Source organism: Mesorhizobium comanense, from assembly GCF_005503535.1.
Classification (GTDB): Bacteria; Pseudomonadota; Alphaproteobacteria; order Rhizobiales; family Rhizobiaceae; genus Mesorhizobium; species Mesorhizobium comanense.
The window spans coordinates 285,152-311,587 of the sequence record NZ_SCNN01000001.1; the positions used below are offsets into that span (position 1 = coordinate 285,152).

General features: G+C 63.9%; 22 protein-coding genes and 1 pseudogene. 16 read left to right on the plus strand and 7 right to left on the minus strand.

Translation table 11 applies throughout. The features are described 5' to 3' along the window. Positions 1–247: 247 nt before the first annotated feature. The 12 genes from ssuD (at position 248) to FFS37_RS01440 (ending at position 12,272) form a co-directional block, all read left to right on the plus strand. Positions 248–1,435, plus strand: coding sequence for an FMNH2-dependent alkanesulfonate monooxygenase (ssuD, locus tag FFS37_RS01385; protein WP_137929135.1), 1,188 nt, complete (start codon positions 248–250; stop codon positions 1,433–1,435). Beyond that, a complete protein-coding gene (locus FFS37_RS01390) occupies positions 1,432–2,883 on the plus strand; it encodes an FAD/NAD(P)-binding protein (RefSeq protein WP_137929136.1) in 1,452 nt (483 codons plus the stop codon). The genes ssuD and FFS37_RS01390 overlap by 4 nt, the downstream gene beginning before the upstream one ends. Before the next feature lie 164 nt (positions 2,884–3,047). After that, entirely contained in the window at positions 3,048–4,148 is a 1,101-nt protein-coding gene (sfnG, locus tag FFS37_RS01395; RefSeq protein ID WP_137929137.1) for a dimethylsulfone monooxygenase SfnG, read from the plus strand. 119 nt (positions 4,149–4,267) lie between these two features. Beyond that, the gene (locus FFS37_RS01400; protein ID WP_137929138.1) at positions 4,268–5,218 is read left to right on the plus strand and encodes an ABC transporter ATP-binding protein; all 951 of its coding nucleotides are present in this window, start codon (positions 4,268–4,270) and stop codon (positions 5,216–5,218) included. Beyond that, positions 5,215–6,114: a branched-chain amino acid ABC transporter permease gene (locus tag FFS37_RS01405; RefSeq protein ID WP_137929139.1), complete on the plus strand. Its 900-nt coding sequence runs from the start codon at positions 5,215–5,217 to the stop codon at positions 6,112–6,114. Before FFS37_RS01400 ends, FFS37_RS01405 begins: the two co-directional genes overlap by 4 nt. Positions 6,115–6,126: 12 nt before the next feature. Further along, the gene (locus tag FFS37_RS01410; RefSeq protein ID WP_408631426.1) at positions 6,127–7,158 is read left to right on the plus strand and encodes a branched-chain amino acid ABC transporter permease; all 1,032 of its coding nucleotides are present in this window, start codon (positions 6,127–6,129) and stop codon (positions 7,156–7,158) included. 77 nt (positions 7,159–7,235) lie between these two features. After that, positions 7,236–8,573, plus strand: a complete 1,338-nt coding sequence (locus FFS37_RS01415) for an ABC transporter substrate-binding protein (RefSeq protein ID WP_137929141.1) — start codon at positions 7,236–7,238, stop codon at positions 8,571–8,573. A gap of 62 nt (positions 8,574–8,635) precedes the next feature. Beyond that, a complete protein-coding gene (locus FFS37_RS01420; RefSeq protein WP_137929142.1) occupies positions 8,636–9,427 on the plus strand; it encodes an ABC transporter ATP-binding protein in 792 nt (263 codons plus the stop codon). 24 nt (positions 9,428–9,451) lie between these two features. Continuing rightward, positions 9,452–10,699, plus strand: a complete 1,248-nt coding sequence (locus FFS37_RS01425; protein ID WP_137929143.1) for an SfnB family sulfur acquisition oxidoreductase — start codon at positions 9,452–9,454, stop codon at positions 10,697–10,699. Positions 10,700–10,766: 67 nt separating this feature from the next. Beyond that, entirely contained in the window at positions 10,767–11,327 is a 561-nt protein-coding gene (gene msuE / locus FFS37_RS01430) for an FMN reductase (protein WP_137929144.1), read from the plus strand. Between the two features lie 106 nt (positions 11,328–11,433). Next, complete coding sequence (locus tag FFS37_RS01435) at positions 11,434–11,919, plus strand: hypothetical protein (protein WP_137929145.1); 486 nt, start codon at positions 11,434–11,436, stop codon at positions 11,917–11,919. A gap of 110 nt (positions 11,920–12,029) precedes the next feature. Continuing rightward, the gene (locus FFS37_RS01440) at positions 12,030–12,272 is read left to right on the plus strand and encodes a hypothetical protein (RefSeq protein WP_137929146.1); all 243 of its coding nucleotides are present in this window, start codon (positions 12,030–12,032) and stop codon (positions 12,270–12,272) included. Positions 12,273–12,691: 419 nt separating this feature from the next. Here FFS37_RS01440 and FFS37_RS01445 read toward each other — a convergent pair whose 3' ends face one another. Next, on the minus strand, positions 12,692–13,486 hold the full coding sequence (locus FFS37_RS01445; RefSeq protein WP_137929147.1) for a hypothetical protein: 795 nt from the start codon (positions 13,484–13,486) through the stop codon (positions 12,692–12,694). A 760-nt stretch (positions 13,487–14,246) separates the two neighbouring features. Here FFS37_RS01445 and FFS37_RS01450 point away from each other — a divergent pair. Then, positions 14,247–14,440: pseudogene (locus FFS37_RS01450) on the plus strand (transposase); the annotation flags it as partial. Between the two features lie 6 nt (positions 14,441–14,446). Here FFS37_RS01450 and FFS37_RS01455 read toward each other — a convergent pair. The 6 genes from FFS37_RS01455 to FFS37_RS01480 all read right to left on the minus strand — a co-directional run bounded on the left by FFS37_RS01455 (position 14,447) and on the right by FFS37_RS01480 (position 22,893). Further along, complete coding sequence (locus FFS37_RS01455) at positions 14,447–14,980, minus strand: aminomethyltransferase family protein (RefSeq protein WP_137929148.1); 534 nt, start codon at positions 14,978–14,980, stop codon at positions 14,447–14,449. Next, the gene (locus FFS37_RS01460; RefSeq protein ID WP_137929149.1) at positions 14,973–17,858 is read right to left on the minus strand and encodes a sarcosine oxidase subunit alpha family protein; all 2,886 of its coding nucleotides are present in this window, start codon (positions 17,856–17,858) and stop codon (positions 14,973–14,975) included. Before FFS37_RS01460 ends, FFS37_RS01455 begins: the two co-directional genes overlap by 8 nt. Then, a complete protein-coding gene (locus FFS37_RS01465; RefSeq protein WP_137929150.1) occupies positions 17,855–18,121 on the minus strand; it encodes a sarcosine oxidase subunit delta in 267 nt (88 codons plus the stop codon). The genes FFS37_RS01460 and FFS37_RS01465 overlap by 4 nt, the downstream gene beginning before the upstream one ends. Before the next feature lie 8 nt (positions 18,122–18,129). Further along, a complete protein-coding gene (locus FFS37_RS01470; RefSeq protein WP_137929151.1) occupies positions 18,130–19,383 on the minus strand; it encodes a sarcosine oxidase subunit beta in 1,254 nt (417 codons plus the stop codon). Positions 19,384–19,459: 76 nt separating this feature from the next. Further along, positions 19,460–21,871 (minus strand): GcvT family protein, encoded by a 2,412-nt coding sequence (locus FFS37_RS01475; RefSeq protein WP_137929152.1) that lies wholly within the window; start codon positions 21,869–21,871, stop codon positions 19,460–19,462. A gap of 362 nt (positions 21,872–22,233) precedes the next feature. Further along, positions 22,234–22,893: a TetR/AcrR family transcriptional regulator gene (locus tag FFS37_RS01480; protein WP_171026136.1), complete on the minus strand. Its 660-nt coding sequence runs from the start codon at positions 22,891–22,893 to the stop codon at positions 22,234–22,236. A 276-nt stretch (positions 22,894–23,169) separates the two neighbouring features. Between FFS37_RS01480 and FFS37_RS01485 the strand changes: the two genes are divergently transcribed. The 3 genes from FFS37_RS01485 (at position 23,170) to FFS37_RS01495 (ending at position 26,330) form a co-directional block, all read left to right on the plus strand. Continuing rightward, positions 23,170–24,609, plus strand: a complete 1,440-nt coding sequence (locus FFS37_RS01485; RefSeq protein ID WP_137929154.1) for an aldehyde dehydrogenase family protein — start codon at positions 23,170–23,172, stop codon at positions 24,607–24,609. A gap of 52 nt (positions 24,610–24,661) precedes the next feature. Next, positions 24,662–25,237 (plus strand): DUF1349 domain-containing protein, encoded by a 576-nt coding sequence (locus FFS37_RS01490; RefSeq protein WP_137929155.1) that lies wholly within the window; start codon positions 24,662–24,664, stop codon positions 25,235–25,237. 106 nt (positions 25,238–25,343) lie between these two features. Further along, positions 25,344–26,330 carry a glycosyltransferase family 10 fucosyltransferase gene (locus tag FFS37_RS01495; protein ID WP_137929156.1) on the plus strand — a complete coding sequence of 329 codons (987 nt, stop codon included), beginning with the start codon at positions 25,344–25,346 and terminating at the stop codon, positions 26,328–26,330. Positions 26,331–26,436: the final 106 nt, after the last annotated feature.

Genomic DNA, 26,436 nt, shown 5'->3' on the forward strand with positions numbered 1-26,436 from the left:
GGGCCGGCCATTGCCTGGACCTGGCCGCCTGCATCTCGCATGCGCCCGGAAACCGACGTTGGCCCGAGGAGAGATTTTCCAATTTCGGCGCCGGATTTGGAATAAACTAACTCTACAGAATTTGTAGAATAAGCAAAGTGCGCTGGCGATCTGGTTTTCCAGGACAGGACTCCGCCATGCCCGCCACTCTGCGCCCGCTCTCAACTCCGTCAGGCACGGCCCCTTGCTGCACCATGGGAGGCCGCGCATGAGCCGCGACGTTCCCGATCGCATCAAGGTTCTCTGGTTCCTGCCGACGCATGGCGACAGCCGCTATCTCGGCACGACCGAAGGCGGCAGGGCCGTCGACCTGCCCTATCTGACGCAGGTGGCGAAGGCGGCCGACACGCTGGGCTACTATGGCGTGCTTTTGCCGACCGGCCGCGCCTGTGAGGATTCCTGGGTGATCGCCTCGGCGCTGGCGCCGCTGACCGAGCGCTTGCGCTTCCTCGTCGCCGTGCGGCCCGGTTTGCAATCGCCGACGCTTGCCGCCCGCATGACCGCCACGCTCGACCGCATCTCCAACGGACGCCTGCTGATCAACGTCGTCACCGGCGGCGACCCACTGGAGAACAAGGGCGACGGCATCTTCCTGTCGCATGCCGAGCGCTACGAGGTGACGCAGGAATTCCTGCAAATCTACAAGCGCGTGCTGAGCGGCGAGACGGTCGAGCACCATGGCAAGCATTTCCAGATCGAGGATGGCCGGCTGCTGTTTCCGCCGGTGCAGACGCCCTATCCTCCGCTCTACTTCGGCGGCTCGTCGGAAGCCGGATCGGTGGTAGCGGCGCAGGAAATCGACAAGTACCTGACCTGGGGCGAACCGCCGGCCGATGTCGGACGCAAGCTCGACGCCGTGCGCGAACTGGCCGATAAGGCCGGTCGCAAACTCTCCTTCGGCATCCGCCTGCATGTCATCGCCCGCGAGACCACAGAGCAGGCCTGGGCCGCCGCCGACAGTCTGATCAGCCGGCTGGACGACGCGACCATCGCTTCGGCGCAGAAAGTCTTTGCGCGCATGGATTCGGTCGGCCAGGCGCGGATGAGCGCGCTGCATGGCGGCAGCCGCGACAAGCTCGAGATCGCGCCCAACCTGTGGGCCGGCGTCGGCCTCGTGCGCGGCGGCGCCGGAACCGCGCTCGTCGGCGACCCCGACACGATTGCCGAGCGTATCGACGAATATCGCCGTCTCGGCATCGATACCTTCATCCTGTCCGGCTACCCGCATCTGGAGGAAGCCTACCGCTTCGGCGAACTGGTGCTGCCGAGACTGCCGACCGACCATCCGGTCAAATCGGCGGGATCGTCCGTCAACACCGGGCCGTTCGGCGAGACCATCGCCGGCGACCATCGGCCCAAATCACTGGGGCCAAAGTCGCTCGCCAGCGCCTCGTGAACGCGCTTCTTCCGGGCCGCCGGCTCAGCGTCGCCATTATTGGCGGCGGCTTTTCCGGTGCTGCCGTGGCCTGGCATCTGGCGCGGGCGCATAAGCCGGAGCGGCTCGAGATTTCGGTGATCGAACCGCGCCCCGCGCTTGGCGGCGGCCTTGCCTATTCCAGCCAGGAGCCATCGCATCGCGTCAACGTGCCGGCCGTCAGGATGAGCATGGTTCCGGATGATGCGCAGCATTTCGCGCGCTGGCTGGACGGCAGCGGCGAGCTCGAAGGCGACCCGGATGCGCTGTGGAAGAACGGTGATGTGTTTCCACGTCGGCGCGTCTTCGGCCGCTACGTCGGCGAGCATCTGGCGCCCCATATCGAAGCCGGCGCTGTGCGCCACATCAAGGGGCAGGCCACAGGGATTGTCCGGGAAGCAAAGGGCACGGGCTGGACTGTGCAGACCTCTGCCGGGCCCGTCGCAGCCGACATCGTCGTCCTCGCCGCGACGCATCCCGCGCCAGCGATCCCTTCGGCGCTTGCCTCACTGGCGGAAGCGCCGGGCTTCATCGCCGACCCCTATGCGCCGTCTGCGCTCACCCGCATCGGGCCCGAGGCATCGGTGCTGATCGTCGGCTCCGGCCTGACTTCGGCCGACATGGTGGCCGAACTCGACCGCCGTGGCCATCGCGGCCGCATCCTCGCGCTGTCGCGCCGGGGACTGCGCTCGCGTGGCCATCCTGATGTCAGGGGCGAGCCTTTCGGCGATTTCGCCTCGGCGCCCGCGACGACGGCGCTCGGCTTGCTCAGGGATATTCGCACCACGCTGGCCGCGGCGCGCGATGCCCGTGTCAACTGGCAGTCCGTCTTCGACCAGCTGCGCCTGCAAGGGCCGGTGCTTTGGGGCGCGCTTCCCGCAGGCGAGCGAGCGAGGCTGGTGCGGCAGCTGCGGGTCTTCTGGGATGTGCGTCGCTTCAGAATCGCGCCGCAGGTCGCTGCCGTGCTCGACCGGCGCCAGGCGGCCGGGACATTCGACACCATCGCCGCCAGGCTTGTCGCGTCGAACGACGAGGGTGACAGCCTTGCGGTCGGCTTCCAGCGGCGCGGCCAGACACGGATCGAGACCGCGCGTTTCGATGCTGTCATCAACACCACCGGCCCGGCCCATGGCCAGGCGCTCCAGTCCAATCCGGCGCTGCGCTCGCTGGCCGAGGCTGGCCTGATCAGGCTCGACGCATACGGGCTTGGCATCGCGACCAGTCTCGACAGCCGGGCCATTGGCCGGGATGACGCCATTGTTGCCGGGCTTTTCGTCGCCGGTCCGCTGGCGCGGGGTACCTTTGGCGAGCTCATGGGCCTGCCGGAGGTCGCGCGCCATGCCCAGGCGGTTGCATCCGGGATCGCAAAGCTGCTCGGCACCTTTCCGTCAATAAGCTCCGTGAGCGCGGAAGCCCCGGCCGCACGCTGACACGTGGACGCCGGTTTGGCCGGGTAAAATTGGTATTTCTGTCCCGCGCATGCCTCAAAAACGGAAAATCCTACTTTGTATATATAATCAGTAGACATAATAAATAGTGGCGAAATCCGGCCCTGCCGGAGCGATCAACGACAGGCCTGAATGGGAGACAGTTCATGGCACACGCAGGAACCGACGCAGTCAAGTTCGCCTACTGGGTGCCCAATGTTTCGGGTGGCCTCGTGATTTCCAACATCGAACAGCGCACCAATCATTCGGCCGAGTACAATCGCAAGCTGGCGCAGATCGCCGAGAAGGCCGGCTTCGACTATGCGCTGAGCCAGATCCGTTTCACCGCCGGCTACGGCGCCGACGAACAGCATGAATCGGTGGCGTTCAGCCACGACCTGCTGGCGGCTACCACAACGCTCAAGGTGATCGCGGCCATCCTGCCCGGCCCCTGGAATCCGGCGCTGGCAGCCAAGCAGCTCGCCACGATCAGCTACCTGACCAATGGCCGCGTCGCCATCAACCTCGTCTCCGGCTGGTTCCGTGGCGAGTTCCACGCCATCGGCGAGCATTGGCTAGACCATGACGAGCGCTACCGCCGCTCGGAGGAATTCATCCGCGCACTGCGCGGAATCTGGACCGAAGACAGCTTCACCTTCCGCGGCGATTTCTACCGCTTCAACCAATATTCGCTGAAGCCGAAGCCGCCGCAGGTGCCCGAGATCTTCCAGGGCGGCTCGTCGCGCGCCGCGCGCGACATGGCATCGCGCGTTTCGGACTGGTACTTCACCAACGGCAATACACCGGCCGAGATCGCCAAGCAGGTCGACGATATCAGGGCGAAAGCCAAGGCCAACAACCATTCGGTCAAGGTCGGCGTCAACGCCTTTGCCATCGTTCGCGAGACCGAGGAAGAGGCGAAGGCGGTGCTGGCCGAAATCATCGTCAAGGCCAATCCCGAAGCGGTCAACGCTTTTGGCCACGAGGTCAAGAACGCCGGCAAGGCTTCACCGGAGGGTGAGGGCAACTGGGCGAAATCCTCCTTCGACGATCTCGTCCAGTACAATGACGGTTTCCGTTCGAACCTGATCGGCACGCCGAGGCAGGTCGCCGAACGCATCGTCGACCTGAAGCGCGCCGGCGCCGATCTCATCCTGCTCGGCTTCCTGCACTTCCAGGAAGAGGTGGAGTATTTCGGCAAGCACGTCATTCCGCTCGTCCGCGAACTGGAAGGCGCCGATCAGGCGGCATCGCTGGCCGCGGAATAGCTCACTTGGACCAACCGGCCGGACAGAGGTCCGGCCGGCATCAGCACGTGACCGACGCTCGGTTCCTCGGGCGGCGATGAGGCTTTGCGCGCCTGGCGGCGCGGTCGAGGATAGTCGAAATGGCGTTGTCCGGTTCTGCTTTGGGATTGATGGAAGCTTCGGTCTATGCGCCGGAGGTCTTCGCGCGGGGCCTGCCGGCAAGCCTGCTGTCCGGTGAACAGGCGGAAGGCCGCGCCGTGTCCGTGGAACCGGTGGCCGGTCCGGCTCCGCTGCTGTCGCTTCAGGGCATCGGCCTGTCCTTCGGCGGTGTCGTTGCGCTCGCCGACATCGACCTCTCGGTCAATCCGGGCGAAATCCGTGCCATCATCGGGCCGAACGGCGCTGGCAAGAGCTCGCTGATCAATGTCATCAGCGGCGTCTACCGCCCCGACCGTGGCCATATCGGGCTCCACGGCATCGGCTACGCCCAGGTGCCGACACAACGCCTGGCGCGTCTCGGCGTCGCCAGGACCTTCCAGAACCTCGCGCTGTTCAAGGGTCTCAGCGTTCTCGACAATGTCGCTGCCGGCCTCGCCTACAAGGTTCGTTCCAACTTCGCGGGCCAGGTGCTCGGCATCGGCCGTTCGCGGGAGGAACGGCGCGACTCCTTGAATCGCGCCGATCAGATACTCGACTTCCTCGATCTCGCCGCCGTCCGCGACCGTCTTGCCGGCACCTTGCCTTACGGGCTGCAGAAGCGCGTCGAACTCGCCCGCGCTTTGGTCGCGGAGCCACGCCTGCTTCTCCTTGACGAACCGATGGCCGGCATGACGGCGAATGAAAAGAGCGAGATGGCAGCTTTCGTGCGCGCCGCGCGAGACCGCTTCGCAACGACCGTCGTGCTGATCGAGCACGATGTCGGCGTCGTCATGGGCCTTTCCGATCGCATCGCCGTACTCGACTACGGCCGCAAGATCGCCGACGCCACGCCGGACGAGGTCCGCAACGACCCGCGCGTCATCGATGCTTATCTCGGCGTCGCCTCCGACAATGAGGCCCTCTCTCGCAATGAAGGAAGGGCAGGCATATGATCGCCGATTTCGACTACCAGTTCTTCATCGAGGTGCTCGTCGGCGGCCTGCTCTCCGGCGTCATGTATTCGCTTGTCGCGATCGGCTTCGTGCTGATCTACAAGACCTCGGGCGTGCTCAATTTCGCGCAGGGCGCGCTGCTGCTGTTCGCAGCGCTCACCTTCGTCAGCCTGGTCGAGCGCGGCGTGCCGTTCGCACTGGCGCTGGTCGTCACTTTCGCCATCATGGTAGCGATCGGCGTCGCCATCGAGCGCACCGTGCTGCGGCCGCTCACCAACAAGCCGCCCATCACCCTGTTCATGGCGACGCTCGGTCTGTCCTACATCATCGAAGGCGCCGCCCAGCTCATATGGGGCACGCAGGTGCATGGCCTCGACCTCGGCATCGAGGACGTGCCGCTCGAAGTCGGCGGCGTGCTGATCAGCCAGTTCGATATTTTCGCGGCGGTGGTCGCGGCCGGCATGGTTGTGCTTCTGTCGCGGTTCTTCCGCTACACCCGCATCGGCCTTGCTTTCCGCGCCGTTGCCGACGACCAGTTCGCCGCTCTCGCGGTGGGGCTGAGGCTGCCGCTGATCTGGGCAACGGTCTGGGCCGCCGCCGGTCTTGTCGCCCTGGTCGCGGGACTGCTTTGGGGCGCGCGCCTCGGCGTGCAGTTCTCGCTCTCCCTCGTGGTGCTCAAGGCGCTGCCGGTGCTGGTGCTGGGCGGCTTCGATTCCATCCTTGGCGCCATTGTCGGCGGGCTCCTGATCGGCGCCAGCGAGAAGCTCGCGGAGGTCTATATAGGCGACTATTTCGGCGGCGGCATCGAGAGCTGGTTCGCCTATGTCGTCGCGCTGGTCTTCCTGCTCATCCGCCCCTCCGGCCTGTTCGGCCAGAAGCTCGTGGAAAGGGTCTGAGCCGTGGCCGCAATACCAGCCGAGTTTTCATCCGCGCCCGTGCTGCCGAAATGGGTCGTGCCCGTGCTGCTGCTCGCCTTCGCCTATGGCGTCGTGCCGCTCATCGGCTCGAGCTACCTGTTCGAGGCCATCCTGCTGCCGTTCCTGGCGCTCAGCCTGGCAGGCGTCGGCCTGAACATCCTCACCGGCTATGCCGGCCAGGTCTCGCTGGGCAGCGCCGCCTTCATGGCGGCGGGTGCGTTTGCCGCCTATAATTTCAACCTGAGGGTCGAGGGCCTGCCGCTGATCGGCAGCATTTTTCTCGCCGGCATTGTCGCCGCCGCGATCGGCATTGTCTTCGGCCTGCCCAGCCTGCGGCTGAGAGGTTTCTATCTCGCCGTCTCGACGCTCGCCGCGCAGTTCTTCGTGCAGTGGGCGCTGACCAAGTTCAGCTGGTTCTCCAACGACTCGGCCTCCGGCGTCATCGACGCACCGAGATTGTCGATTTCAGGCTTTGCGCTCGACGGCGCCGTCGGCCGCTATTTCTTCGCACTCACCATCGTCGCGGTCCTGACCTTCCTCGCTCATCGGCTGGTCTCCTCGCAGACCGGGCGCAATCTCATCGCCGTCCGCGACAACGAGACAGCCGCCCGCATCATCGGCATACCGGTGCTGAAGACCAAGCTGCTCGCCTTCGCCATCTCGTCCTTCATCATCGGCGTCGCCGGCGTCATCTGGGCCTTCGCCTATCTAAGGACCGTCGAACCGGCGGGCTTCAATCTCGACCGGTCGTTCCAGATCCTGTTCATCATCATCATTGGCGGTCTGGCCTCGATCCGCGGCGCTTTCTTCGGCGCGGCCCTCATCGTCGTTTTCCCGCTCGCTCTGTCCCGCCTCGGCGGCTTCCTGCTCGGCGATGTCTTTGACTCGGGCGTGCTCGACATGAGCCAGCGCATCGTGCTGGGCGCGCTCATCATCCTGTTTCTGATCCTCGAACCGGATGGGCTCGTGGCCCTTTGGGACAGGATCCGAAGACGGCTCCTGCTCGCTTGGCAAACGACCTGAGCCCGCATCTGAAATCAAGCGCATCTGAAAATAAACCAGAGGCCGAACCAAGACGGCCCAACAGGAGTAATCGGACCATGACGTTCCTGAGCACAATCAAGGCGGCGGCGCTGTCCGCGGCGATGATCGTGTCGGTGGCCCTGCCGGCCGCCCACGCCGACGAACAGTATTTCCCGCTGCAGAGCTATCGCGTCGGGCCCTATGCGGCCGGCGGCACCGGCTTCTTCGGCGGGTTCATCGACTATCTCAACCTGATCAACATCCGCGACGGCGGCGTCAACGGCGTCAAGCTGACCTGGGACGAATGCGAGACCCAGTACGAGGTCGAGCGCGGCGTCGAATGCTATGAGCGCCAGAAGAGCCATGCCGGTGCCGCCGCCTGGAACCCGCTTTCGGTCGGCATCGCCTATGCCATGATCGATCGCATCACCGCCGACAAGGTGCCGCTGATCACGGTCAACCACGGCCGCACCGATTCCACCGACGGACGCGTCTTCCCCTATGTCTTCCCGCTGCTGCTCAATCCCTACAGCGAGACGTCAGGCATCGTGAACTACATCGCCTCCAAGGAAGGCGGCATTGACAAACTGAAGGGCAAGAAGATCGTCGTGCTCTATCACGGCTCGCCCTACGGCAAGGAGACCATCCCGATCTATGAATTGCTGGCGCAGAAATACGGCTTCACGGTCCAGCAGATCGAGGTGCCGCACCCCGGCAACGAGCAGCAGTCGCAATGGCTGACCATTCGCCGCGCCAAGCCTGATTTCGTCGTCCTGCGCGGCTGGGGCGTGATGAACCCGGTGGCGCTGAAGACCGCGGTCAAGGTCGGCTATCCCGTCGACCACATCGTCGGCAATGTCTGGTCGAACTCGGAAGAGGACGTCATCCCCGCAGGCGACGCCGCCAAGGGCTACACCGCCATCACCACCCAGGCCTCGGGCAATGCCTATCCGGTGGTGCAGGAGATCGTGAAGACCGTCTACGGCGCCGGCAAGGGCAATCTGGAGGACAAGGCGCGCATCGGCTCGGTCTACCACAATCTCGGCATCGTCAACGGCATCCTCAATGTCGAGGCGATCCGCGTCGCGCAGGAGAAGTTCGGCCATCGCACGCTGACCGGCGACGAAGTGCGCTGGGGTTTCGAACATCTCAAGCTCGACCCGGCCAAGGTCGAGGCGCTCGGTGCCAAGGACCTGTTCCACTCGATCAATGTCAGCTGGGACAACCATGAAGGCGAGGGCTACGTGACCTTCCAGCAGTGGGACGGCAAGAAGTGGAATGTGGTCTCCGACTGGATCGCGCCGGACTGGGCGCTGCTCAGGCCCATCATCGAAAAGTCCGCCGAAGCCTACGCCGCCGAAAAGGGCATCAAGCTGCGCACCGCCGCGGATGCCGATGCGGTGGCCACCAACTGATCAGCGCGGGGCGCCGCTGATGTCTCTTCGGCGCCCGTCTCACATGAAGCACGGAAACAGCCATGCACAATGACGACATCATCCTTGCGGTGGATGCGGTGCACGCCACCTACAACCACGCCATCACGGCGCTGCATGGCGTCGGCTTCCAGATCAGGCGTGGTGAAATCCTGGCATTGCTCGGCGCCAATGGCGCCGGCAAGACCACTACGCTGAAGGCTGTCTCCAACCTGCTGCCGGCCGAGCGTGGCCAGGTCAATGCCGGCTCGATCCGCTATGACGGCTCGGACGTCTCGCGCCGCGCGCCGGGCGATCTCGTGCGCGCCGGCCTGGTGCCGGTTCTGGAGGGCCGGCACTGCTTCAAGAGCCTTTCAGTCGAGGACAATCTGGTCGCCGGCGGCATAGGCCGCAGCGGCCGCCGCGCCGAGATCAACGCCGATCTCGAGCGGATTTACGCCTATTTCCCCCGGCTCAAGGAAAAGCGCCGGACCTTGTCCGGACTGACCTCCGGCGGCGAACAGCAGATGACGGCCATCGGCCGGGCGCTGATGTCGCGACCGCGCCTGCTGGTTCTCGACGAACCGTCGATGGGGCTCGCGCCGCTCATCGTCCAGGACATTTTCCAGACGCTGAAGAAACTCAATCGCGACACCGGCCTGTCCATCCTTGTCGCCGAGCAGAACTCCGCCGTCGCGCTCAAATACGCGGACCAGGCCACGGTGCTCGAAAACGGCGTCTCGGTCCTATCCGGCGCCGCCGCTGATCTGCGCCAGCGCGAGGACATCAGGGCCTTCTATCTCGGACAAGAGGCTTCGCCGGCCCCCCGATCAACCCATCTCCATGCCGTCGCGTGAACCGAAATCTCAAGGAGCAGTGAAATGACCGTCTCGACCGTGAAGACAGACCAGGCCTCCGCCGCCGTGCCCCCCGTTGCAAGGCCATCGGCGCCGGCGCACATCATCAAGGACGATGCCGAAGCGATTGCGGTTGCCCATGCGCTCGCGGCCGAATTCGTCAAGGACTCCTCCAGGCGCGACCGCGAGCGGATCTGGCCGGTTGCCGAACTCGACGCCTTTTCGCAGAGCGGCCTGTGGTCGATCAACGTGCCGAAGGCCTTCGGCGGTCCCGAAGTGTCCTATGCGACGCTTGCCAAGGTGGTCGAGATCATCTCGGCGGCCGACTCCTCCATCGGCCAGATCTCCCAGAACCATCTCGGCGTGGTCGCCGCCATCCGCACCGTCGCGGACCTCGACCAGCAGAAGCTGCTGTTTGCCGAGGTGCTGAAAGGCACGCGGTTCGGCAACGCCTTCTCCGAATTCGGGTCCAAGCGGGCCGCCGATTTCGAGACCCGCTTCACCGATGCCGGCGACCATGTCGTGGTCAACGGCCGCAAGTTCTATTCGTCGGGCGCGCTGCTCGCCCATCTCGTGCCGATCGTCGCCGTCGATGACCAGGGCCGCGCCTGGTACGCCATCGCGGACCGGGGCGCGCCGGGCCTCACCGTCATCGACGACTGGTCGAGCTTCGGCCAGCGCACGACCCTGTCGGGCACCGTCATCATCGACAACGTCAAGGTGCCGAAGACGCACCTGGTTCCCGGCTACAAGGGCTTCGACAGGCCGACCGCCGACGGCGCCATCTTCCAGATCATCCAGGTGGCCGTGGACACCGGCATCGCCCAGGCCGCGATCGACGAGACCGTCAATTTCGTCAGGACGAGGAGCCGCGCCTGGATCGACAGCGGCGTCGACAATGCGTGGGACGATCCCTACACCATCCAGGCCGTTGGCGACCTGACGCTGCGTCTGCACGCGGCACAGGCTCTGCTGGAAAAGGCGGGCCACGCCATCGACAAGGCCGTGGCGGAGCCGACGGCCGAAACGGTGGCGCACGCCCAGATCGTCACCGCCGAGGCCAAGATCCTGTCGACCGAGGTCGCCATCGCCGCCACCAACAAGCTGTTCGAACTGGCCGGCACGCGATCGACGCTCGCCGAGCACAATCTCGACCGGCACTGGCGCAACGCCCGCACGCACACGCTGCACGATCCGGTTCGCTGGAAGTATTCGATCCTCGGCAAGTATTTCCTCAACGGCGAAAAGCCGCCGCTGCACGCCTGGAGCTGATTCCCCGATGGCGGGCGAGGCCCGCCTCGACACCATTTCGCCTGTTCATTCAAAGAGGCCCATCGCCATGTCAAATCCAACAGTCGTCGGCTTTTCCGGCAACATCACCCGGCCGTCCAAGACGCGCGCCTTCGTCGAGCTCGTCACCAGGGACATAGCCGTCCGCCATGGTTTGTCGGCAAGCACCTATGATGTCGAGGATGTCGGACCCTCGCTGGGCACGGCAAGATGGGCGAGGGACCTCGACGAACCGGCCCAGGCGATCCTGGCGCAGGTTCTGGCGGCGGATGTGCTGGTGGTCGGCTCGCCGACCTACAAGGGCAGTTACACCGGTCTGTTCAAGCACTTCTTCGACCTGATCGATCCGGCCGCCTTGCGCGGAAAGCCGATCCTGCTGACGGCCACCGGCGGCGGCGAGCGCCACGCCCTGATCGTCGAACATCAACTGCGGCCGCTGTTCGGCTTCTTCGAGGCCTTTGCCTTGCCGACCGCCGTCTATGCCACCGACAAGGACTTCACCGATGGCGTATTGCGCTCCGAGGCGATCCTGAAGCGCGCGTCGCAGGCGGTGGACGAAGTCGGCTTAGTGCTGGCCAACCGCTCGGCCGGCAGGATTGCCGCCGAGTAGGCATATTGCGGTGATCGATAACGCGCCCGGGCGGGTCGCGCTTACGTGCAATTTACGAGCGCTCGATAAAACGGTTCCTGTCTGATTCGCAGTGGACAGGAACATCATGAGCAAAGCTCTCACGACTTTCGCGCTCGTCACCGTGCTGACGGCCTTGCTCATGGCGCTCAGCCTGGCGGTCGCACGGCACGGCTATCCCTATGGCGCGTTCGGCGTGAAGCGCCTCGACGGCATCGCCGATGCCGCCACCTTCATCCCGCTGGCCGCCGTCTATTTCTTCAGCGCGCTGCTGATGATGATCTTGCCGATCCGGGCGGCGAGCATCGTGCTCACCCATGCCGCCGATGCGATCTTCTGGACGGTCATCGTGCTCTTCGCCACCATCGTCGGCGGGCTTCTCGCCAGATGGGCCTTTGGCCAGAGCGGGGTTCTGGCAGCATTGTTGAACTGGCGGTTCCTGTTCGCCGTGGCGGTCGTCGGCTGTCATTTCGTCATGAACGAACTGCGCCGCAATATACTGTTGCGCAGCCTGTTCTTCGTGGTCTTCGCCGCGGCGACGCTGGCCTGCCTGTTCTGGTCGTTCACGCTCTGAGCAGGCTGGCGAAACTTTAACGCAATTCCGGACGGAAAGCCGCTCAAACTTTTCCTGGAATTGCTCTAGCTAGCATCCGGTAGAACACCCGCAAGACCAAAGCTATCTGGTTGCTCGTACGGCAGGGTCACATCACGCTGCGGGAAATCGCCAACCTGGGCGATAACTCACCCAGCAAGACGGTGCTGTGGATGCGTCAGGATGGCGTGCTGTTCGCCGACGCCTTCGACCTCAAAGGCTTCCGCATGGCGCCCAATGCTAGCGGGTGCGGTGAGCACAAAGTCTATCTGTGGACCGGCAAGGTTCCGGCATCGCGGGAGCGCCGCAAAGAGCCTCGTGGCGGTGCAAGATAACCACCCAGCGCGAGCCACTCTTGGGCAAGGCTTCCTCGTCGGAATGGGCTATTCGCCGTAGCAGTTCTGCTGACCTATGTGGATTTCATTGGCCGCAGGGTTAGACACATCAGGAGTTGATGGCGGCCATAGGCCTCGATTCTAGAACAGGACGGAATGACTGTGCATTCCCACGCCGCTTAACAACGTTCGCCGACGAATATTGGTCGGTAAATTTCACCGTGTTGAAACCGTCATACATCACAACGCGGGCCGATGGCATGCCTGGAGAATTCCATCTATCTTCAAGTCAGACAAAGGAACCTAATCGTATCAAATCTGTCGAGGCCAGTGGCGGCGGAGCCAGTTGCCATCCCCGGAGCAAATGCACAGCCTCCCAAGCCTTTCGCCGTTACGCCACCCAGCACCGGAGCCGCTGTCTAGCCACCCCAGCTCTTTGCCTCATCCTCAGTCTTGAATAGACGCGTCCGGCCAGCATCGCGGATCTGGACACTTCCGTCCTCATACACGATCTTCAAGCCGCCATGCCAGCCTGAGGCCTTTTCGCCAAAGAACTCCGTCACACTCGTCACCTTAATTCCGGTGCGTGGATCCAACCCGCCATTCTCGGACAGCTCCGCCATTAACGCCTTATAGGCTTTCGCTGACTTCTCCGAACTCAAGGCCCGGCTGGACTGTTCGATCTGCTTTAACTCCTCGGCCTTCCGGGCTGCGCCCTCTTCGACGCGGGCTACTAGTGCATGTAGATAGCTCTTATCACTCAAGACGAGATATTTCTCGGCAAGCTCAGCCTCGTAGCCGACCCCTAGAGCGGAAAGCTTGACTGACGCAGCCTTTATATCGGAATCGACCTCTTTCAAGGTCTCCCACTTTTTCAAATCGTATGAAAACTCGGGTCTTGTAGGAATTGTCGTAATAGCAGACTGGGTTTCGTGACTATGATCTTGTCCGGACGCCGATGGCCGATAGGAACTGGAGGTCAGTGACGATGCTCCGTCCAAGAGATAGACCTTAACCATCCACGATATACCAGCCAGAAGGATAGCTATAAACATAGCCCAAAGCGTAAAATATATCGCTGGAGCCATGCATGTCGAATTTACACTCACTTCTCCCATGTAATAGCAGGTCTTTCCCCACACTGTAACCGAATTTATCGCGGACAACATAAAAACGACGCCGACGGCGCCCGCAAAAATTACAAGAAACGGCATTCGTCACCTCCGATGCAAGTGTCTACAAAAAATCTCTATCCTAAGCCGTTTGCATCTAGTTCGGGCACCAGACATAAATGCTCGGCATGCTATAGTTTTTCTGGATAACAAGCGTGTCCTCGTCCGCTCTCGATATGGTTGCCAATCCGTTGTTTGAGAACCCTGCTTGGCGCTTCGTTGCATCTGGCGTCTGGGTCGCATTCATTCCCATCATGGTTAGGTACTCATTTATAGGCGTAGTGAAGACGTACACGTTGCCAGTCATTAAGGAAAACTGCGTGTGTAACTGGCGAGAGCTTGCTTGTCCACGAACAATTGAGAAACCGTTCTGATTGACGTCTGTAATGGCTAAGTATTTACGCACACAGGCATTATCGTAGACGCTGCTCATTTCAGTCGACGAAAAGGTGTCTGTATCTATCCAATGTATCTATCCAATGGCCTGCGAGGTTGGCCAGAACTCTGTCCGCGTTGTGCGCAATGTAACCCTCGGCCGTTGTTCCACTACGGAAAACACCGATTGCTTGGTCGAGTTTCTGGGAATCGAAGGCGTAGGCGTGCGTGGACATTACTAACGCCAGAACAAGTGCAGCAACTCGCATTTGCAGGTTCCCCTTTTTTAACACGCCTTTCTTGGCAGATTGGCGGAATCGCGTCTATGGCTGTGTAACGAAAATCAGCTTGCAGGCTGCTCATTCGATTTTGGCAACTAGGGGTGGCTCTCTGACTTTGAATCGAGGCTGCCGACGCCAGGCTTTAGTACCTGCCGCCTTACTCTCCGGACCTCAATCTGATCGAGCAGGCCTTCGCCAAGATCAAACACTGGATGCGTCAATCCCGGAACGAACCGTCGAGGAAACTTGGCGCTACATCGGCCACCTCGTCGAAACCATCGAGGCAGCCGAATGCAAGAACTACTTCGAAAACGCCGGTTACGCTTCCGTCAAAACATGAAGCACTCTAGCGTCCGGCCGCGATGTGGCCGGCGGCTTCTTCCATCCACGTCCACAGATAGGGCGCAAGGCCACGGTCGACATGGATGCGCAATCTGCCCTCGTGGCGGTAGACGAAAGCGCTGGTGCCCGCGAAGGAAAGCGCCGCACTGGCGCTCTCCTGACCTGGATCGAGCGTCGTGCCGCGCGCGATGAAGGCATCGAGCGCGTCGCCTTCGACATCGAACACCTGCAGTCCGGCACTGATCTCCGTCACGGCGAAGCCTTGGACGAACCAGCCCGTGGCCATGCCGACGGGCGTTGAGGATACCGCGAGCAGCCGGTCGCGCGCCACACGAATGGAGTAGCGTATGCCCTCGGCCGCGCCGAATGCGCCGACGGCTGTGCCATCGAAGCCGGACGCCTGCGCCCACGCGCCGAGATCGCCGCTGACCAGGCGCTGGTGCAATCCCGCCACTGGCCTGATCTTCAGACTAGGCACTTCGATCGCGGCGCTTCGCCAATCAGGCGCGACGGGCCATTTTTCCGCGAGGTCACGCATGGAGCCGGTCTCCTGCCGGGTCGAAGGCACAAGGCGCGGCGATCGTCGCGCTGCTGATCTTGCCGAGGTGCTGGATTTCGATCGTCTCGCCATGGCGGGCCGCACCGCGCTCGATCAGGCCGAGCGCGATGGGCCGGCCAAGCGCCGGGCTGAGGTAGCTCGAGGTGACGAAGCCCTGGCTGTGCAGTCTGCCGTTGCCTCGCTTGATGCCGTGCGCGCCGGTTGGCAGCGGCGCCTCGCCGGAAGGTACGGTCAGGCCGACAAGCTGCAGGCGGTTGTTTCGCGACGCCTCATCGGTGAAGAGCGAGCGGCGGCCGACATATTCGGTCTGGCGTTTGGTGCGGGGGCCTTCGCTGCCGAGGTCGTGCGGCAGCGTGGTGCCGTCCGTGTCCTTGCCGATGACGATGAAGCCCTTTTCGGCGCGCAAGATCATCAGCGCTTCAAGCCCGATGAGAACCGCATCGAACGCCTTGCCCGCCTCGCGCAGATGCGCCCACAACGGCTCGGCGCGATCCGCCCGGATGGAGATTTCATAGCTCCGGTCGCCGGTGAAGCTGACGCGGGCGATGCGGACCTCGTCACCTCCGTAGCTGCCGTGGCCGACCGCCATATGTGGCAGGTCGGCCTCGTCCAGCGACAGTCTGAGGTCGAGCGTTTCGATCAATTTCCGCGCATTGGGCCCGGACACTGTCAGCGTCGCCATCTCCGAAGTGGCGTTGTGGATATAGACCGCGTCGCGGCCGAAACGGTCCTGGCGCCATTCCTCCAGTCGAGCGTGCACGGCGCTGACATGAGAGGACGAGCACGACACCACGAAGCGATGCTCGTCCAGCCGCACCAGCACGCCGTCGTCGAAGACCACGCCGTTCTCCGACAGCATGAAGCCGTAGCGGCAGCGGCCGGGCTTCAGCGTCGACATGGTGTTGTAGTAGAGGAAGTCGACGAACGCGTCCGCCTGAGGCCCGATCACCTCGATCTTGCCCAGCGTCGAGCCGTCGAACAGCGCGACCGACTGGCGCGCGCGCAGCGCCTCGTCCTGGATGGCGCGGTCCGCGTCGGCGTCGCGGCCACCATAATGGGCGGGCCGCAGCCAGCCGCCATACTCCTGGAACACCGCGCCGCTTTCGCGGTGCGCGCCCTCAAGCGGCAGGCGCCGTACCGGTGCCATCAGCGCGCCGGCGCGCGCGCCGGCGAAGCTTGCCAGCGGCACCGGCGTGAAGGGCGGGCGGTAGGTGGTGGTGCCGACCTCCGGCACGGTGCGGCCGGTGATGCCGGCCATCAGCGCCAGCCCGGGCAGGTTGGAGGTCTTGCCCTGGTCGGTCGCCATGCCCAGCGTGGTGTAGCGCTTCAGATGCTCGACCGAGATGAAGTTTTCGCGTGCGGCCAGTTCGACGTCCTTCACCGTCACGTCGTTCTGGTAGTCGATCCAGATACGCCCCTTTGAGCCGGGCTTGGGCCATGCGGCGCTGATACCGCCTGTTGCCTCCGCCCCGGTGCTGCGCGGCATGGCGACTTTCGCCTGCCCAGGCGCGGCAACGGCATTTTCGCAGCCGGCGAAGACTTCCGACAAGGAAACCGCGCCGGCGGCGGCACCGGCAACCGCGATGCCATCGACAGGATCGCCCGGCAGGAAGGCGGCGCGCGCCTCGCTCCAGGCAAGCTTGCCCTTGGCCTGGCAGAAGAGATGGATGGTCGGCGTCCAGCCGCCCGAGACCAGCACGCAGTCGGCATCGAACCTGCTGCCGTCATCCAGCGTCACGGCTTCGACGCGCAGCTTGCCGGAGGCGGAGGCGAGCGCGCGCCCTTTGATCACCCGCACCTTGGCGGGCGCGGTCGGCGTACCCTCTCGCCTGATGTCGACAAGCGTGACGTCAGCGCCGGCCTCGGCAACCGCCTGCGCCACTTCGTAGGCGCTATCATTGTTGGTGGCGACGACGATGCGCCGCCCGGCCAGCACCGCGTGCCGCCTGAGATAGCTGAGCCCCGCATCCGCCGACAGGATGCCGGGCAGGTCGTTGTTGGCGAAGGGCAGCGGCCGCTCGATGGCGCCTGTCGCCAGCACGATCCGGCGTGGCCTGACCCGCCACAGAGTGTCGGGCCGGCCATCGAAATGGCGCTGGTTGAGCCCGACCAGATTGTGGTCGTAGATGCCGAAAGCGGTGGTCGAAGGCAGGATCAGATGACCACTGGCGGCAAGTGCCGCGACCGTCTCTTCGGCCCAGACGGACGCCGGCTTGCCGTCGATCTCGCCGGTCCGGTGACCGAGTGATCCGCCCGCCCGCTGCTGGTCGTCGATGAGGGTCACCGACAGGCCCGCGCCGGCCGCCAGTCTCGCCGCCGCCAACCCGGCCGGGCCGGCGCCTACCACCAGCACGTCGCAATGGTGGTTGATCTGGTCCGCCGTGCCCGGTGACGTCCAGCCGGCATCGACCTTGCCGAGGCCGGCCATGGCGCGGATGCGCGGCTCGAACATGTGCCAGTCCGGCCACATGAAGGTCTTGTAGTAGAACGCCGCCGGAATAAAGCGGGCAAAGCGATCGAGGAATGCGTTGCGGTCGGTCAGCGCGCTGGGCGTGGCATTGACGCTTCTGGCTTCCAGCCCCTCGCGTGCCGGCTCGGTCGTGGCGCGCGTGTTGGGTGTCGCCCGCTCGCCGCCGATGTCGACAAGCGCGTTCGGTTCCTCGACGCCGGCGCCCCAGATGCCGCGCGGCCGGTGATATTTGAAGGAGCGGCCGACGACAGCGACGTCATTGGCAAGCAGCGCCGAGGCGATGGTGTCCCCGGCAAATCCCTCGACGGTTGAGCCGTCGAAGCTGAAACGGATCGGCTGCGACCGGTCGATGGCTGTGCCGCCCTGGGCGATACGCGAAGCGGTCATATCGTGTGCTCCCCACCCAGTTCGGCCGAGGAAAGGACTTTGTGTGAGAGCGTGTCGCGCTCCATGACAAAGAACTCGCCGCAGGTCATGTGCACCCAGATTTCCCGCGCCGCACCTTTCGGATTGCCTCTGAGGTAGAGATAGTTTGCCCAGCGATCGATCGGCACATCAGCGCCATCGGGCCTGACATTGCCGGCATCGCCGCCATAGTGGAATTCGGTCTCGTCGCGCGGGCCGCAGAACGGGCAAGGGAAGAGCTGCATAGGGACCTCTAATGCGCGATGCCGGAGCCGGCCGCTTCGTCGATCAATCGCCCGCTGGCGAAGCGGTTGAGGTCGAAGGGACGGCTGATGTCATTGTGCTTGCCGGTGGCCAGCAGGTTCGCCAGCAGCGTGCCGCCGGCAGGGATCGCCTTGAAGCCGCCCGTGCCCCAGCCGCAGTTGAGGAACAGGTTGGGCAGCGGTGACTCCCCGATGATCGGTGAGGAATCCGGCACGACGTCGACGATGCCGGCCCACTGCCGCATCAGCTTCAGCTGGCCGAAGATCGGGAACATTTCCAGCAGACCGGCAATGACAGTCTCCAGCGTCGGCAGATTGCCGCGCTGCGCATAGGACGGGATGCGGTCGAGCCCGCCGCCGATGACGATCTCGCCCTTGTCCGACTGGCTGACATAGACGCCGGTGCCGGGCGACAGCACCACCGTGTCGAGGACCGGCTTCACCGGTTCGGACACGCAGGCTTGCAGCGCGTAGGAGTTGATCGGCAGCCGGAAGCCGGCCTTGGCGGCGAGCACCGACGAATGGCCGGCCACCGCCATGCCGATACGGTCTGCGCGAATCGCGCCGCGCGTCGTCTGGATGCCACGGCAGCGGCCGCCCTCGACGATGAAATCGGTGATCTCGCAATTCTGGATGATGTCGACGCCGAGCCGGCTTGCCGCGCGCGCATAGCCCCAGGCAACCGCGTCGTGGCGGGCCGTGCCGGCGCGCCCCTGCCAGATGCCGCCAAAGACGGGAAAGCGCGCATCCGGGGAGAAATTGTAGATCGGCGCCACGCGGCGTACGTCCTCGGGCGAAAACAGCTCGGCATCGATACCGTTGATCTGCATGGCGTTGACGGTGCGCGCGCCGATCTCCATCTCGGCCGTCGAGTGGCACAGATTGACCATGCCGCGCTGCGACAGCATGACGTTGTAGTTCAGATCCTTCGACAGGCCCTCATAGAGTCGGTGCGCCAGCCCGTAGAGCTCGACACTTTCGGGATAGTAGTAGTTGGAACGCACGACCGTCGTGTTGCGGCCGGTGTTGCCGCCGCCGATCCAACCCTTTTCCAGAACCGCGACCCTGGTGATGTTGTGATTCTTGGCCAGGTAATAGGCCGTCGCCAGCCCGTGGCCGCCGCCGCCGATGACGATTGCATCGTAGGACGATTTCGGTTCAGGCGAACGCCAGGCCTGCTTCCAGCCGGTCTGGCCGGCCAGGCCCTCCTTGAACAGCGACAGGGCGGAATAGCGTCTGGTCATGGCGTGACGGACAAGCCTGGTTTCGGGAAAGGAGCGTTGATCATGGTCTTCCGCAGGGATGGCACCGGTTTGCCGGTCACGCCCGCATCGCCTTGCCCAATGGATCATATGGCGACGAAGCGATGACGCGCGCCCCTCTTTCGACGCCGACGATATGCGTTGTCAACTCAGTATCGGTGCCGGCCGCATCGCGATCGACCAGCGCCATGGCAAGGCTCTTGCCCACCGTGTGGCCATAGCCGCCGGAGGTGACGAAACCGGCGAGCCTGCCCTTGTTCCACACGGGTTCATAGCCGCTCGCGTCGGCGTCCCCGGCATCGACCTCGAGTGTCACCAGCGTGCGCCGCGATCCGGCCTTCTGTTCTTTCAGAGCGGCCTCGCGGCCGATGAAGTCATCCTTCCCGAAGGCGATCCAGCGGTCCATGCCGGTCTCTGCAGGCGTGTAATCCTGCGTGAACTCGCGCGACCAGATGCCGAAGCTCTTCTCGAGCCGCAACGAATTGACCGCGCCGAAGCCGTATTCGGCAATGCCGAGGTCGCTGCCTGCCGTCAGCAGCGCGCGGCGCAGGCCCGCATGTTCGTTGGCCTGGCAATGGATCTCGTAGCCGAGTTCGCCGATGACCGAGAGCCGCCCGACCTTTGCCCTCACCAGGCCGACATCCAGCGTCTTGCAAGCGAGGAAGCCGAAGGCCTGGTGCGAAACATCCTGGTGGGTCAGCCGTTCAAGCAGGCGGCGCGCATTGGGGCCGGCAAGCGAGAAGCCGCCCACCGCATCCGAAATGTCGCGCACGGCGACGCCGTCCGCGAGGTGCTTTTCGAACCAGCGCATATGCCATTGCCGCAGGTAGTAGGAACCCATGATCCACCACGTGCCGTCGCCCCAGTTGAAGACGGTGAGGTCGCCCTTGAGCTTGCCGTTGTCGCCCAGCATCGGCGCGAGTTTCGCGCGGCCAGGTTTTGGCAGCGCGCAGGCAAGCAACCGGTCGAGCCAGGCTTGCGCGTCCGGTCCAGTGATCTCGTAGCGCGAGAAGGCTGATATATCGAGCAGGCCGACGCCGTCACGCACTTTCCGGCATTCGTCGCCGACGATGTCGAAGGCGTTGGAGCGCTTCAGCGTAGGTGTTTCGACGAAGCCCTGCGGCGCGAAGTAGAGCGGCACTTCCATGCCCCAGGAACTGCCCCAGCGCGCGCCCGCGGCGTCCATCGCATCATGCGCGCCGGCCATCTTCAAAGGACGCCCCGCCGGCAATTGCTCGTTGGGATAGCTCATGACGAAGCGGCGCGAATAGAACTGGCCCGTGGTCTGCCTGATGTATTCGCGGTTCGCGGCGAAATCGCCATAGCGGGCGATGTCCATGCCGTAGACGTCCGCTTCCGGCTCGCCATGGATCATCCATTCGGCAAGGGACTTGCCGACGCCGCCGCCCTGCAGGAAGCCGGCCATGACGCCGCAGGCCACCCAGTAGTTGGGAACGCCGCGCACCGGGCCGACCAGCGGGTTGCCGTCGGGCGAGAAGGTGAAGGCGCCGTTGACCCAGCGCTTGATGCCGGCGGTCTCAAGGCACGGATAGCGGCTGAAGCCGAGCGCCAGCTCGTTGGCGATGCGGTCGGTGTCTTCCTGGATCAGCTCGATGCCGTAATCCCACGGCGCGCCATCCATGTTCCAGTGCTTGTGATTGATCTCGTAGATGCCGAGCAGCAGGCCCTTCTGCTCCTGACGCATATAGGTGAAGCCCTCGAGGTCGACGATCAGCGGCAATTCCCGGTCGAGCGCCTGGATTTCGGGCAGGGCCTCGGTGACCAGGTAATGATGCTCCATCGGCGATACCGGCAGGTCGATGCCGGCCATCCGGCCGACCTGCTTGGCCCACAGGCCGCCGGCGTTGACGACATGCTCGGCAATGACCGTGCCCTTCTCGGTCACCACGTCCCAATTGCCGTCGGCGCGGCGGTTGAGCTCCAGCACGCGATTGTGCTCGATGATGTCGGCGCCGCGCTTCCTGGCCGCCTTGGCATAGGCGTGAACGACGCCGGAGGGGTCGATATGGCCTTCGCGTTCGGCGTAGAGGCCGCCAAGCATGCCCTCGGTGTTGAGGATCGGGCAGCGCTGCCTGATCTCGTCGACACCGACCAGATGGACGTCGTCTATGCCCATGGTCTGGAAGACGCGGTAAGAGGCCTTCAGCCACTCCCAGCGCTCCGGCGCCGACGCGACCGAGATGCCGCCGGTCATGTGCATGCCGATGTTCTGGCCCGATTCCTTCTCCACCTCGGACAAGAGGTCGATCGTATAGGCCTGCAGCGCCGCGATGTTGGGATCGGCGTTGAGCGCATGGAAGCCACCCGCCGCGTGCCAGCTCGATCCTGCGGTCAGCACCTCGCGTTCGATCAGCGCGACATCGCTCCAGCCGAACTTGGCCAGATGATAGAGCACCGAGGCTCCAACCACGCCGCCGCCGATAACGATCGCCCTGTATTGCGATTTCATGCTGTCCCACTCCGCCCTGTCATGGCGTGCAACCTACCGGTATTGTACATATGTGTCTAGTCGATCGCGAACATGAATAGCCCCGTCGATCGCCGAGGTGGTCTGCGGGTCGGAAGTGTTGGCGTCGAGAGACGACGATTGGCAGGAGCGCCCCATCGCTTCGTCATTCCAGGGCGAAGCAAGGAGCGCAGCGACGCAGCGCAGGCCCCAGAATCCATGCCGGGACTCGGAAGCGCCGCTGCGATGCAGAATTCTGCTGCGCTGCACTTGTCGGCTGATGTCACGGAATGGACCCAGGGTCTCCGCGACGGCGCTTCGCCCAGGGATGACGACGTTGGAGAGGCTTCAGCCGATAGCTGCGTTCAGCGCTTGCCGGAGAGCGTCTTCTCGACATAGTTGGAGAAGTCCGCGACGTCCTCGGGGGAGGGGTCCACGCCGGTGAAGCTGCGCAGATAGGCGGCGACATGCGTGAGGCGGCTGCTCATCGGCTCGTTGAGTTCGAGCGAGTAATAGCCGATCTGCATGAAGTAGAGCACGCGGGCCCGCACGAACGCGTCTTCCTCGTCATAGCCGTGCCGGATGAACATGTCGCGGATGGCGTTGACGCGCTCCTCGTCGGCCTCATCGAGCGCGCGCCTTGTGGCGGGCGAGCGGCGGGCCCAGGCCCTGATTGCGAAATCCAGCCGGGGGTCGAACAGCCTTTCGTCGACCCAGCATTCGAAAATGCTCATCACGCCGCGGACGACCGTCGCGGATGGCCGCCCGGCGCGCTCGACGATGAACCGCGTATTGGTCTGCCGCCAATGATCCAGCAACTGGTCGAGCAGGTCCTGGCGGCTCTTGAAATACCAGTAGAAGCTCGAGCGCGAGACGTCGAGTTGCTGGCCAAGCGTCAGCACCCGGACACGTTCGACCCCGTCCGAGATCAATGTTTCGAGCGCCAGGTTCAGCCAGTCTTCGCGAGTGGCCTTGATGTTGCCGGTGGCGCCGGCGCGCGGGATCGTCGTTTCGATTGCTGCCATCGGCATGAGGCATGACACGCCGCATCGGGCAAAGCAAGGCACTGTACATTTTCTGTACAGAGCAATTCGCCTTGCTTCGGACCAGCTTTCGCGATGTCAGCCGGGAGGTGGTCGTTGGGGTGGGGCGGGCAGCCGCCTCCGATCGGATTGGTCGGAGCCTCGGACTTTTGTCGCGGCGGCTTGGCCAGTGCGCGCTTTCCTGCGAGCCAATTGTCTGTCAAATACCAAACCCGACAGATGCCGCCAGGGCGGCCAACCAGCACGAAAGACGAGGACATGGCTCCGTTTCGAAAGAATCTGATCGACGGCGAATGGGTCGGCGATGCCGGCTCCCGCAACATCAACCCTTCGGACACTGGCGACGTGGTCGGCGAATATGCCTCGGCTGGTGTCGAACAGGCCACGCAGGCGATCGCGGCTGCCAAAGCCGCCTTTCCGGCATGGTCCCGCTCGGGTCCGCTGGCCCGTCACGCCGTGCTGAAGAAGGCTGCCGATGAGATCACGGCGCGCAAGGACGAGATCGGCCGCAACCTGGCGCGCGAGGAAGGCAAGACGCTTGCCGAGGGCATCGGGGAGACCATTCGCGCCGCCCAGATATTCGACTTTTTCGCAGGTGAAACATTGCGCCTGTCGGGGGAAATCGTGCCCAGCGTGCGGCCGGGCGTCGGCGTCGAGATCACTCGTGAGGCGGTTGGCGTGGTCGGCATTATCACGCCGTGGAATTTCCCCATCGCCATTCCGGCCTGGAAGATTGCCCCGGCTCTCGCGCATGGCAACACCATCGTCTTCAAGCCGGCGGAACTCGTCCCTGAGAGCGCCTGGACCATCGTCGACATCCTGCACCGCGCCGGTCTGCCCAAGGGCGTGCTCAATCTCGTCATGGGCAAGGGCTCGGTGGTCGGTCAGGCCATGCTCGACAGTCCAGACGTCAATGCCATCACCTTCACCGGCTCGGTCGGCACGGGAAAACGCGTCGCCGCGGCAAGCGTCGAACACATGCGCAAGTTCCAGCTCGAAATGGGCGGCAAGAACCCGCTGGTCGTGCTCGATGATGCCGATCTCGCGGTCGCCGTCGACTGCGCGCTCAACGGCGCCTTCTTCTCGACCGGTCAGCGCTGCACGGCTTCCTCCAGGCTGATCGTGACCGACGGCATTCATGACCGCTTCGTTGACGCCCTCAAGGAGCGCATGAGCAAGCTGGTCGTCGGCGATGCGCTCGACGCGCAGACCCAGATCGGCCCGGTCGTCGACGCGACCCAGTTGCAGCAGGACGAGGATTACATCGCCATCGGCGTCAGGGAAGGCGCGACGCTCGCCTTCGGCGGCGAGCGGCTCGACCGCAAGACGCCGGGCTTCTATCTCAGCCCGGCGCTGCTGACCGAGGCCACCAATGCCATGCGCAGTTCGCGCGAGGAGATTTTCGGGCCGGTTGCCAGCGTTATCCGCGTCAGGGATTACGACGAGGCGCTTGCCGTCGCCAACGACACGCCTTTCGGCCTGACCTCGGGCATCTGCACCACGAGCCTCAAGCATGCGACCCACTTCAAGCGCAACTCGGAGGCCGGCATGGTCATGGTCAATCTGCCGACGGCGGGCGTGGACTTTCATGTCCCCTTCGGCGGCCGCAAGGGTTCCAGCTACGGTCCGCGCGAACAGGGCCGCTATGCCATGGAGTTCTACACCACCGTCAAGACCGCTTACACTTTCGCAGGCTGAACCCAACGCCGGCCGAACAGGCCGGCGTTCCACCAACGGACCGGTGCAAGCGATGACATTGCAGAACCTGACCTGGCTCAACCCGCCGCCGCACCACGCCATCGATGGCGATGCCGTGCGCGTGCGCACCGGCAAGGAAACGGATTTCTGGCGCGAGACCTTCTATGGCTTCTGGCGCGACAACGGCCATTTCCTGCATCGCCCGGTCGAGGGCGATTTCACCGCAGAGGTCACCGTCAAAGGCGACTACCGAGTGCTCTACGACCAGGCCGGGCTGATGGTCCGGCTGAGCGAAACGCACTGGATCAAGGCCGGCATCGAATACACCGACGGTCTCGCCTATTTCTCCGTCGTCGTCACCAATGACACGTCCGACTGGTCGCTGGTCGCCATTCATGCCGGCCCGGACGGCGTCAGGATCAGGCTGACCCGCCACGGCGAGGCGATCCGCGTCCAGTATCTCGACGCCGCGGACGGCCGCTGGAAGCCGGTGCGGCTCGCTTACTTTCCGGTTTCGAAGGCGGTCGATGTCGGCATGATGTGCTGTTCGCCGCAGCGCGAGGGTTTCGAGGTCACCTTCTCCGCATTCTCGGTCGGCCCGCCGATCGCGCGGGAATTGCACGACTGAGACAAGGCCTCGGCTGTCAGGGCCAGCCGCAAAAGGCCGCCCTTCCGCAGCCATGACGATTGGCATAAAACAGCTGAGCCCTGTGCGCCTGGAGTTGTCGATCGTCATGCCGTCGACCGATCCGCTCATCCTCTTCTACACCTCCTTCTTCGGCAAGCCTGTCGACATAGCGGCCATACCGGGCTGCGCGTCGCCCGTGGAATGGACCAACGACCGGCGCCGCATCGCCGAAGCCACGGCGGTTGTCTTTCATCTTCCCGATTTCCGCGAAATACGCGACGCCCGCAAATATCCTGGCCAGGACTGGGTCGCCTGGTCGATGGAAAGCCGGCAGAACTATCCGTTGATGGCCGATCCTGGTTTCATGAGGCACTTCGACATCACCATGACCTATGAAGCCGGATCGGACGTCTGGGTCCCTTACCTTCCGGGCATGCGCCTGTGGGAGGCGGCACGGGCAAGTCCGGTGCCGCTGAAGACGGAAGCCATGCCCGCCGTCCTTTTTCAATCCTCCGGCATAGACCGAAGCGGCCGCGATGCGTTTCTTACCGAGCTCTCCCGGCATATCGGCGTCGATTGCTACGGGCGGCATCGGCCGAACCGATGGCTCGATGGCCCCGATCTCGGCCGGAAGACCAAGATCGAGACCATCGGCCGCTACCGCTTCTGCCTGGCCCTGGAGAATTCGATCGCGCCTGACTACGTCACCGAGAAGATTTTCGATCCGCTGCTCGCCGGTGCGGTTCCGGTCTATCTTGGCGCGCCCAATGTCGCGGAATTCGTGCCTGAACATTCCTTCATCGACGCCGCGTCCTTCGCCACGCCGGCCGACCTGGCAGCCTATCTTCGCCATCTCATCCAGACGCCAGCGGCCTATGAAGCCTATTTCACCTGGCGCTCAAAGCCCTTGCCGGCGCCACTTGCCGGCTGGTTGGGCCGGTTCGAGACACCGCCCATGTGCCGCCTGGCGCAACTGGCACATCAGCGCCTGCAAAAAGGGGGCGACCGCCGGCCGCGCCGATCGTCACTGCCGTTTGGTCTCAGGGCCTTCTTGCGCACGCGGCTGTATCGCTGGCGGAAGCGGTTCCGATAAAGCGCTATGCCGCTGGAAGGCCGGCCGAAGATCATGCTAGAGCATGGTGTCGGGAAGTGTGAAGCGGTTTCCGGACGCAGTCATGCTCTAGCCATTTGACTTGGAA

Bases quoted from the DNA above. Each gene is read 5' to 3' on its own strand.
- FFS37_RS01400 (WP_137929138.1), top strand. From the start codon at position 4,268: ATGGCGTTGTCCGGTTCTGCTTTGGGATTGATGGAAGCTTCGGTCTAT.
- FFS37_RS01490 (WP_137929155.1), top strand. From the start codon at position 24,662: ATGACATTGCAGAACCTGACCTGGCTCAACCCGCCGCCGCACCACGCC.
- FFS37_RS01445 (WP_137929147.1), bottom strand. From the start codon at position 13,486: ATGCCGTTTCTTGTAATTTTTGCGGGCGCCGTCGGCGTCGTTTTTATG.
- FFS37_RS01480 (WP_171026136.1), bottom strand. From the start codon at position 22,893: ATGGCAGCAATCGAAACGACGATCCCGCGCGCCGGCGCCACCGGCAAC.
- ssuD (WP_137929135.1), top strand. From the start codon at position 248: ATGAGCCGCGACGTTCCCGATCGCATCAAGGTTCTCTGGTTCCTGCCG.
- FFS37_RS01425 (WP_137929143.1), top strand. From the start codon at position 9,452: ATGACCGTCTCGACCGTGAAGACAGACCAGGCCTCCGCCGCCGTGCCC.
- FFS37_RS01435 (WP_137929145.1), top strand. From the start codon at position 11,434: ATGAGCAAAGCTCTCACGACTTTCGCGCTCGTCACCGTGCTGACGGCC.
- FFS37_RS01415 (WP_137929141.1), top strand. From the start codon at position 7,236: ATGACGTTCCTGAGCACAATCAAGGCGGCGGCGCTGTCCGCGGCGATG.
- FFS37_RS01495 (WP_137929156.1), top strand. From the start codon at position 25,344: ATGCCGTCGACCGATCCGCTCATCCTCTTCTACACCTCCTTCTTCGGC.
- FFS37_RS01465 (WP_137929150.1), bottom strand. From the start codon at position 18,121: ATGCAGCTCTTCCCTTGCCCGTTCTGCGGCCCGCGCGACGAGACCGAA.
- FFS37_RS01455 (WP_137929148.1), bottom strand. From the start codon at position 14,980: ATGCGTGACCTCGCGGAAAAATGGCCCGTCGCGCCTGATTGGCGAAGC.
- FFS37_RS01405 (WP_137929139.1), top strand. From the start codon at position 5,215: ATGATCGCCGATTTCGACTACCAGTTCTTCATCGAGGTGCTCGTCGGC.
- FFS37_RS01460 (WP_137929149.1), bottom strand. From the start codon at position 17,858: ATGACCGCTTCGCGTATCGCCCAGGGCGGCACAGCCATCGACCGGTCG.
- FFS37_RS01475 (WP_137929152.1), bottom strand. From the start codon at position 21,871: ATGAAATCGCAATACAGGGCGATCGTTATCGGCGGCGGCGTGGTTGGA.
- sfnG (WP_137929137.1), top strand. From the start codon at position 3,048: ATGGCACACGCAGGAACCGACGCAGTCAAGTTCGCCTACTGGGTGCCC.
- FFS37_RS01485 (WP_137929154.1), top strand. From the start codon at position 23,170: ATGGCTCCGTTTCGAAAGAATCTGATCGACGGCGAATGGGTCGGCGAT.
- FFS37_RS01470 (WP_137929151.1), bottom strand. From the start codon at position 19,383: ATGACCAGACGCTATTCCGCCCTGTCGCTGTTCAAGGAGGGCCTGGCC.
- FFS37_RS01420 (WP_137929142.1), top strand. From the start codon at position 8,636: ATGCACAATGACGACATCATCCTTGCGGTGGATGCGGTGCACGCCACC.
- msuE (WP_137929144.1), top strand. From the start codon at position 10,767: ATGTCAAATCCAACAGTCGTCGGCTTTTCCGGCAACATCACCCGGCCG.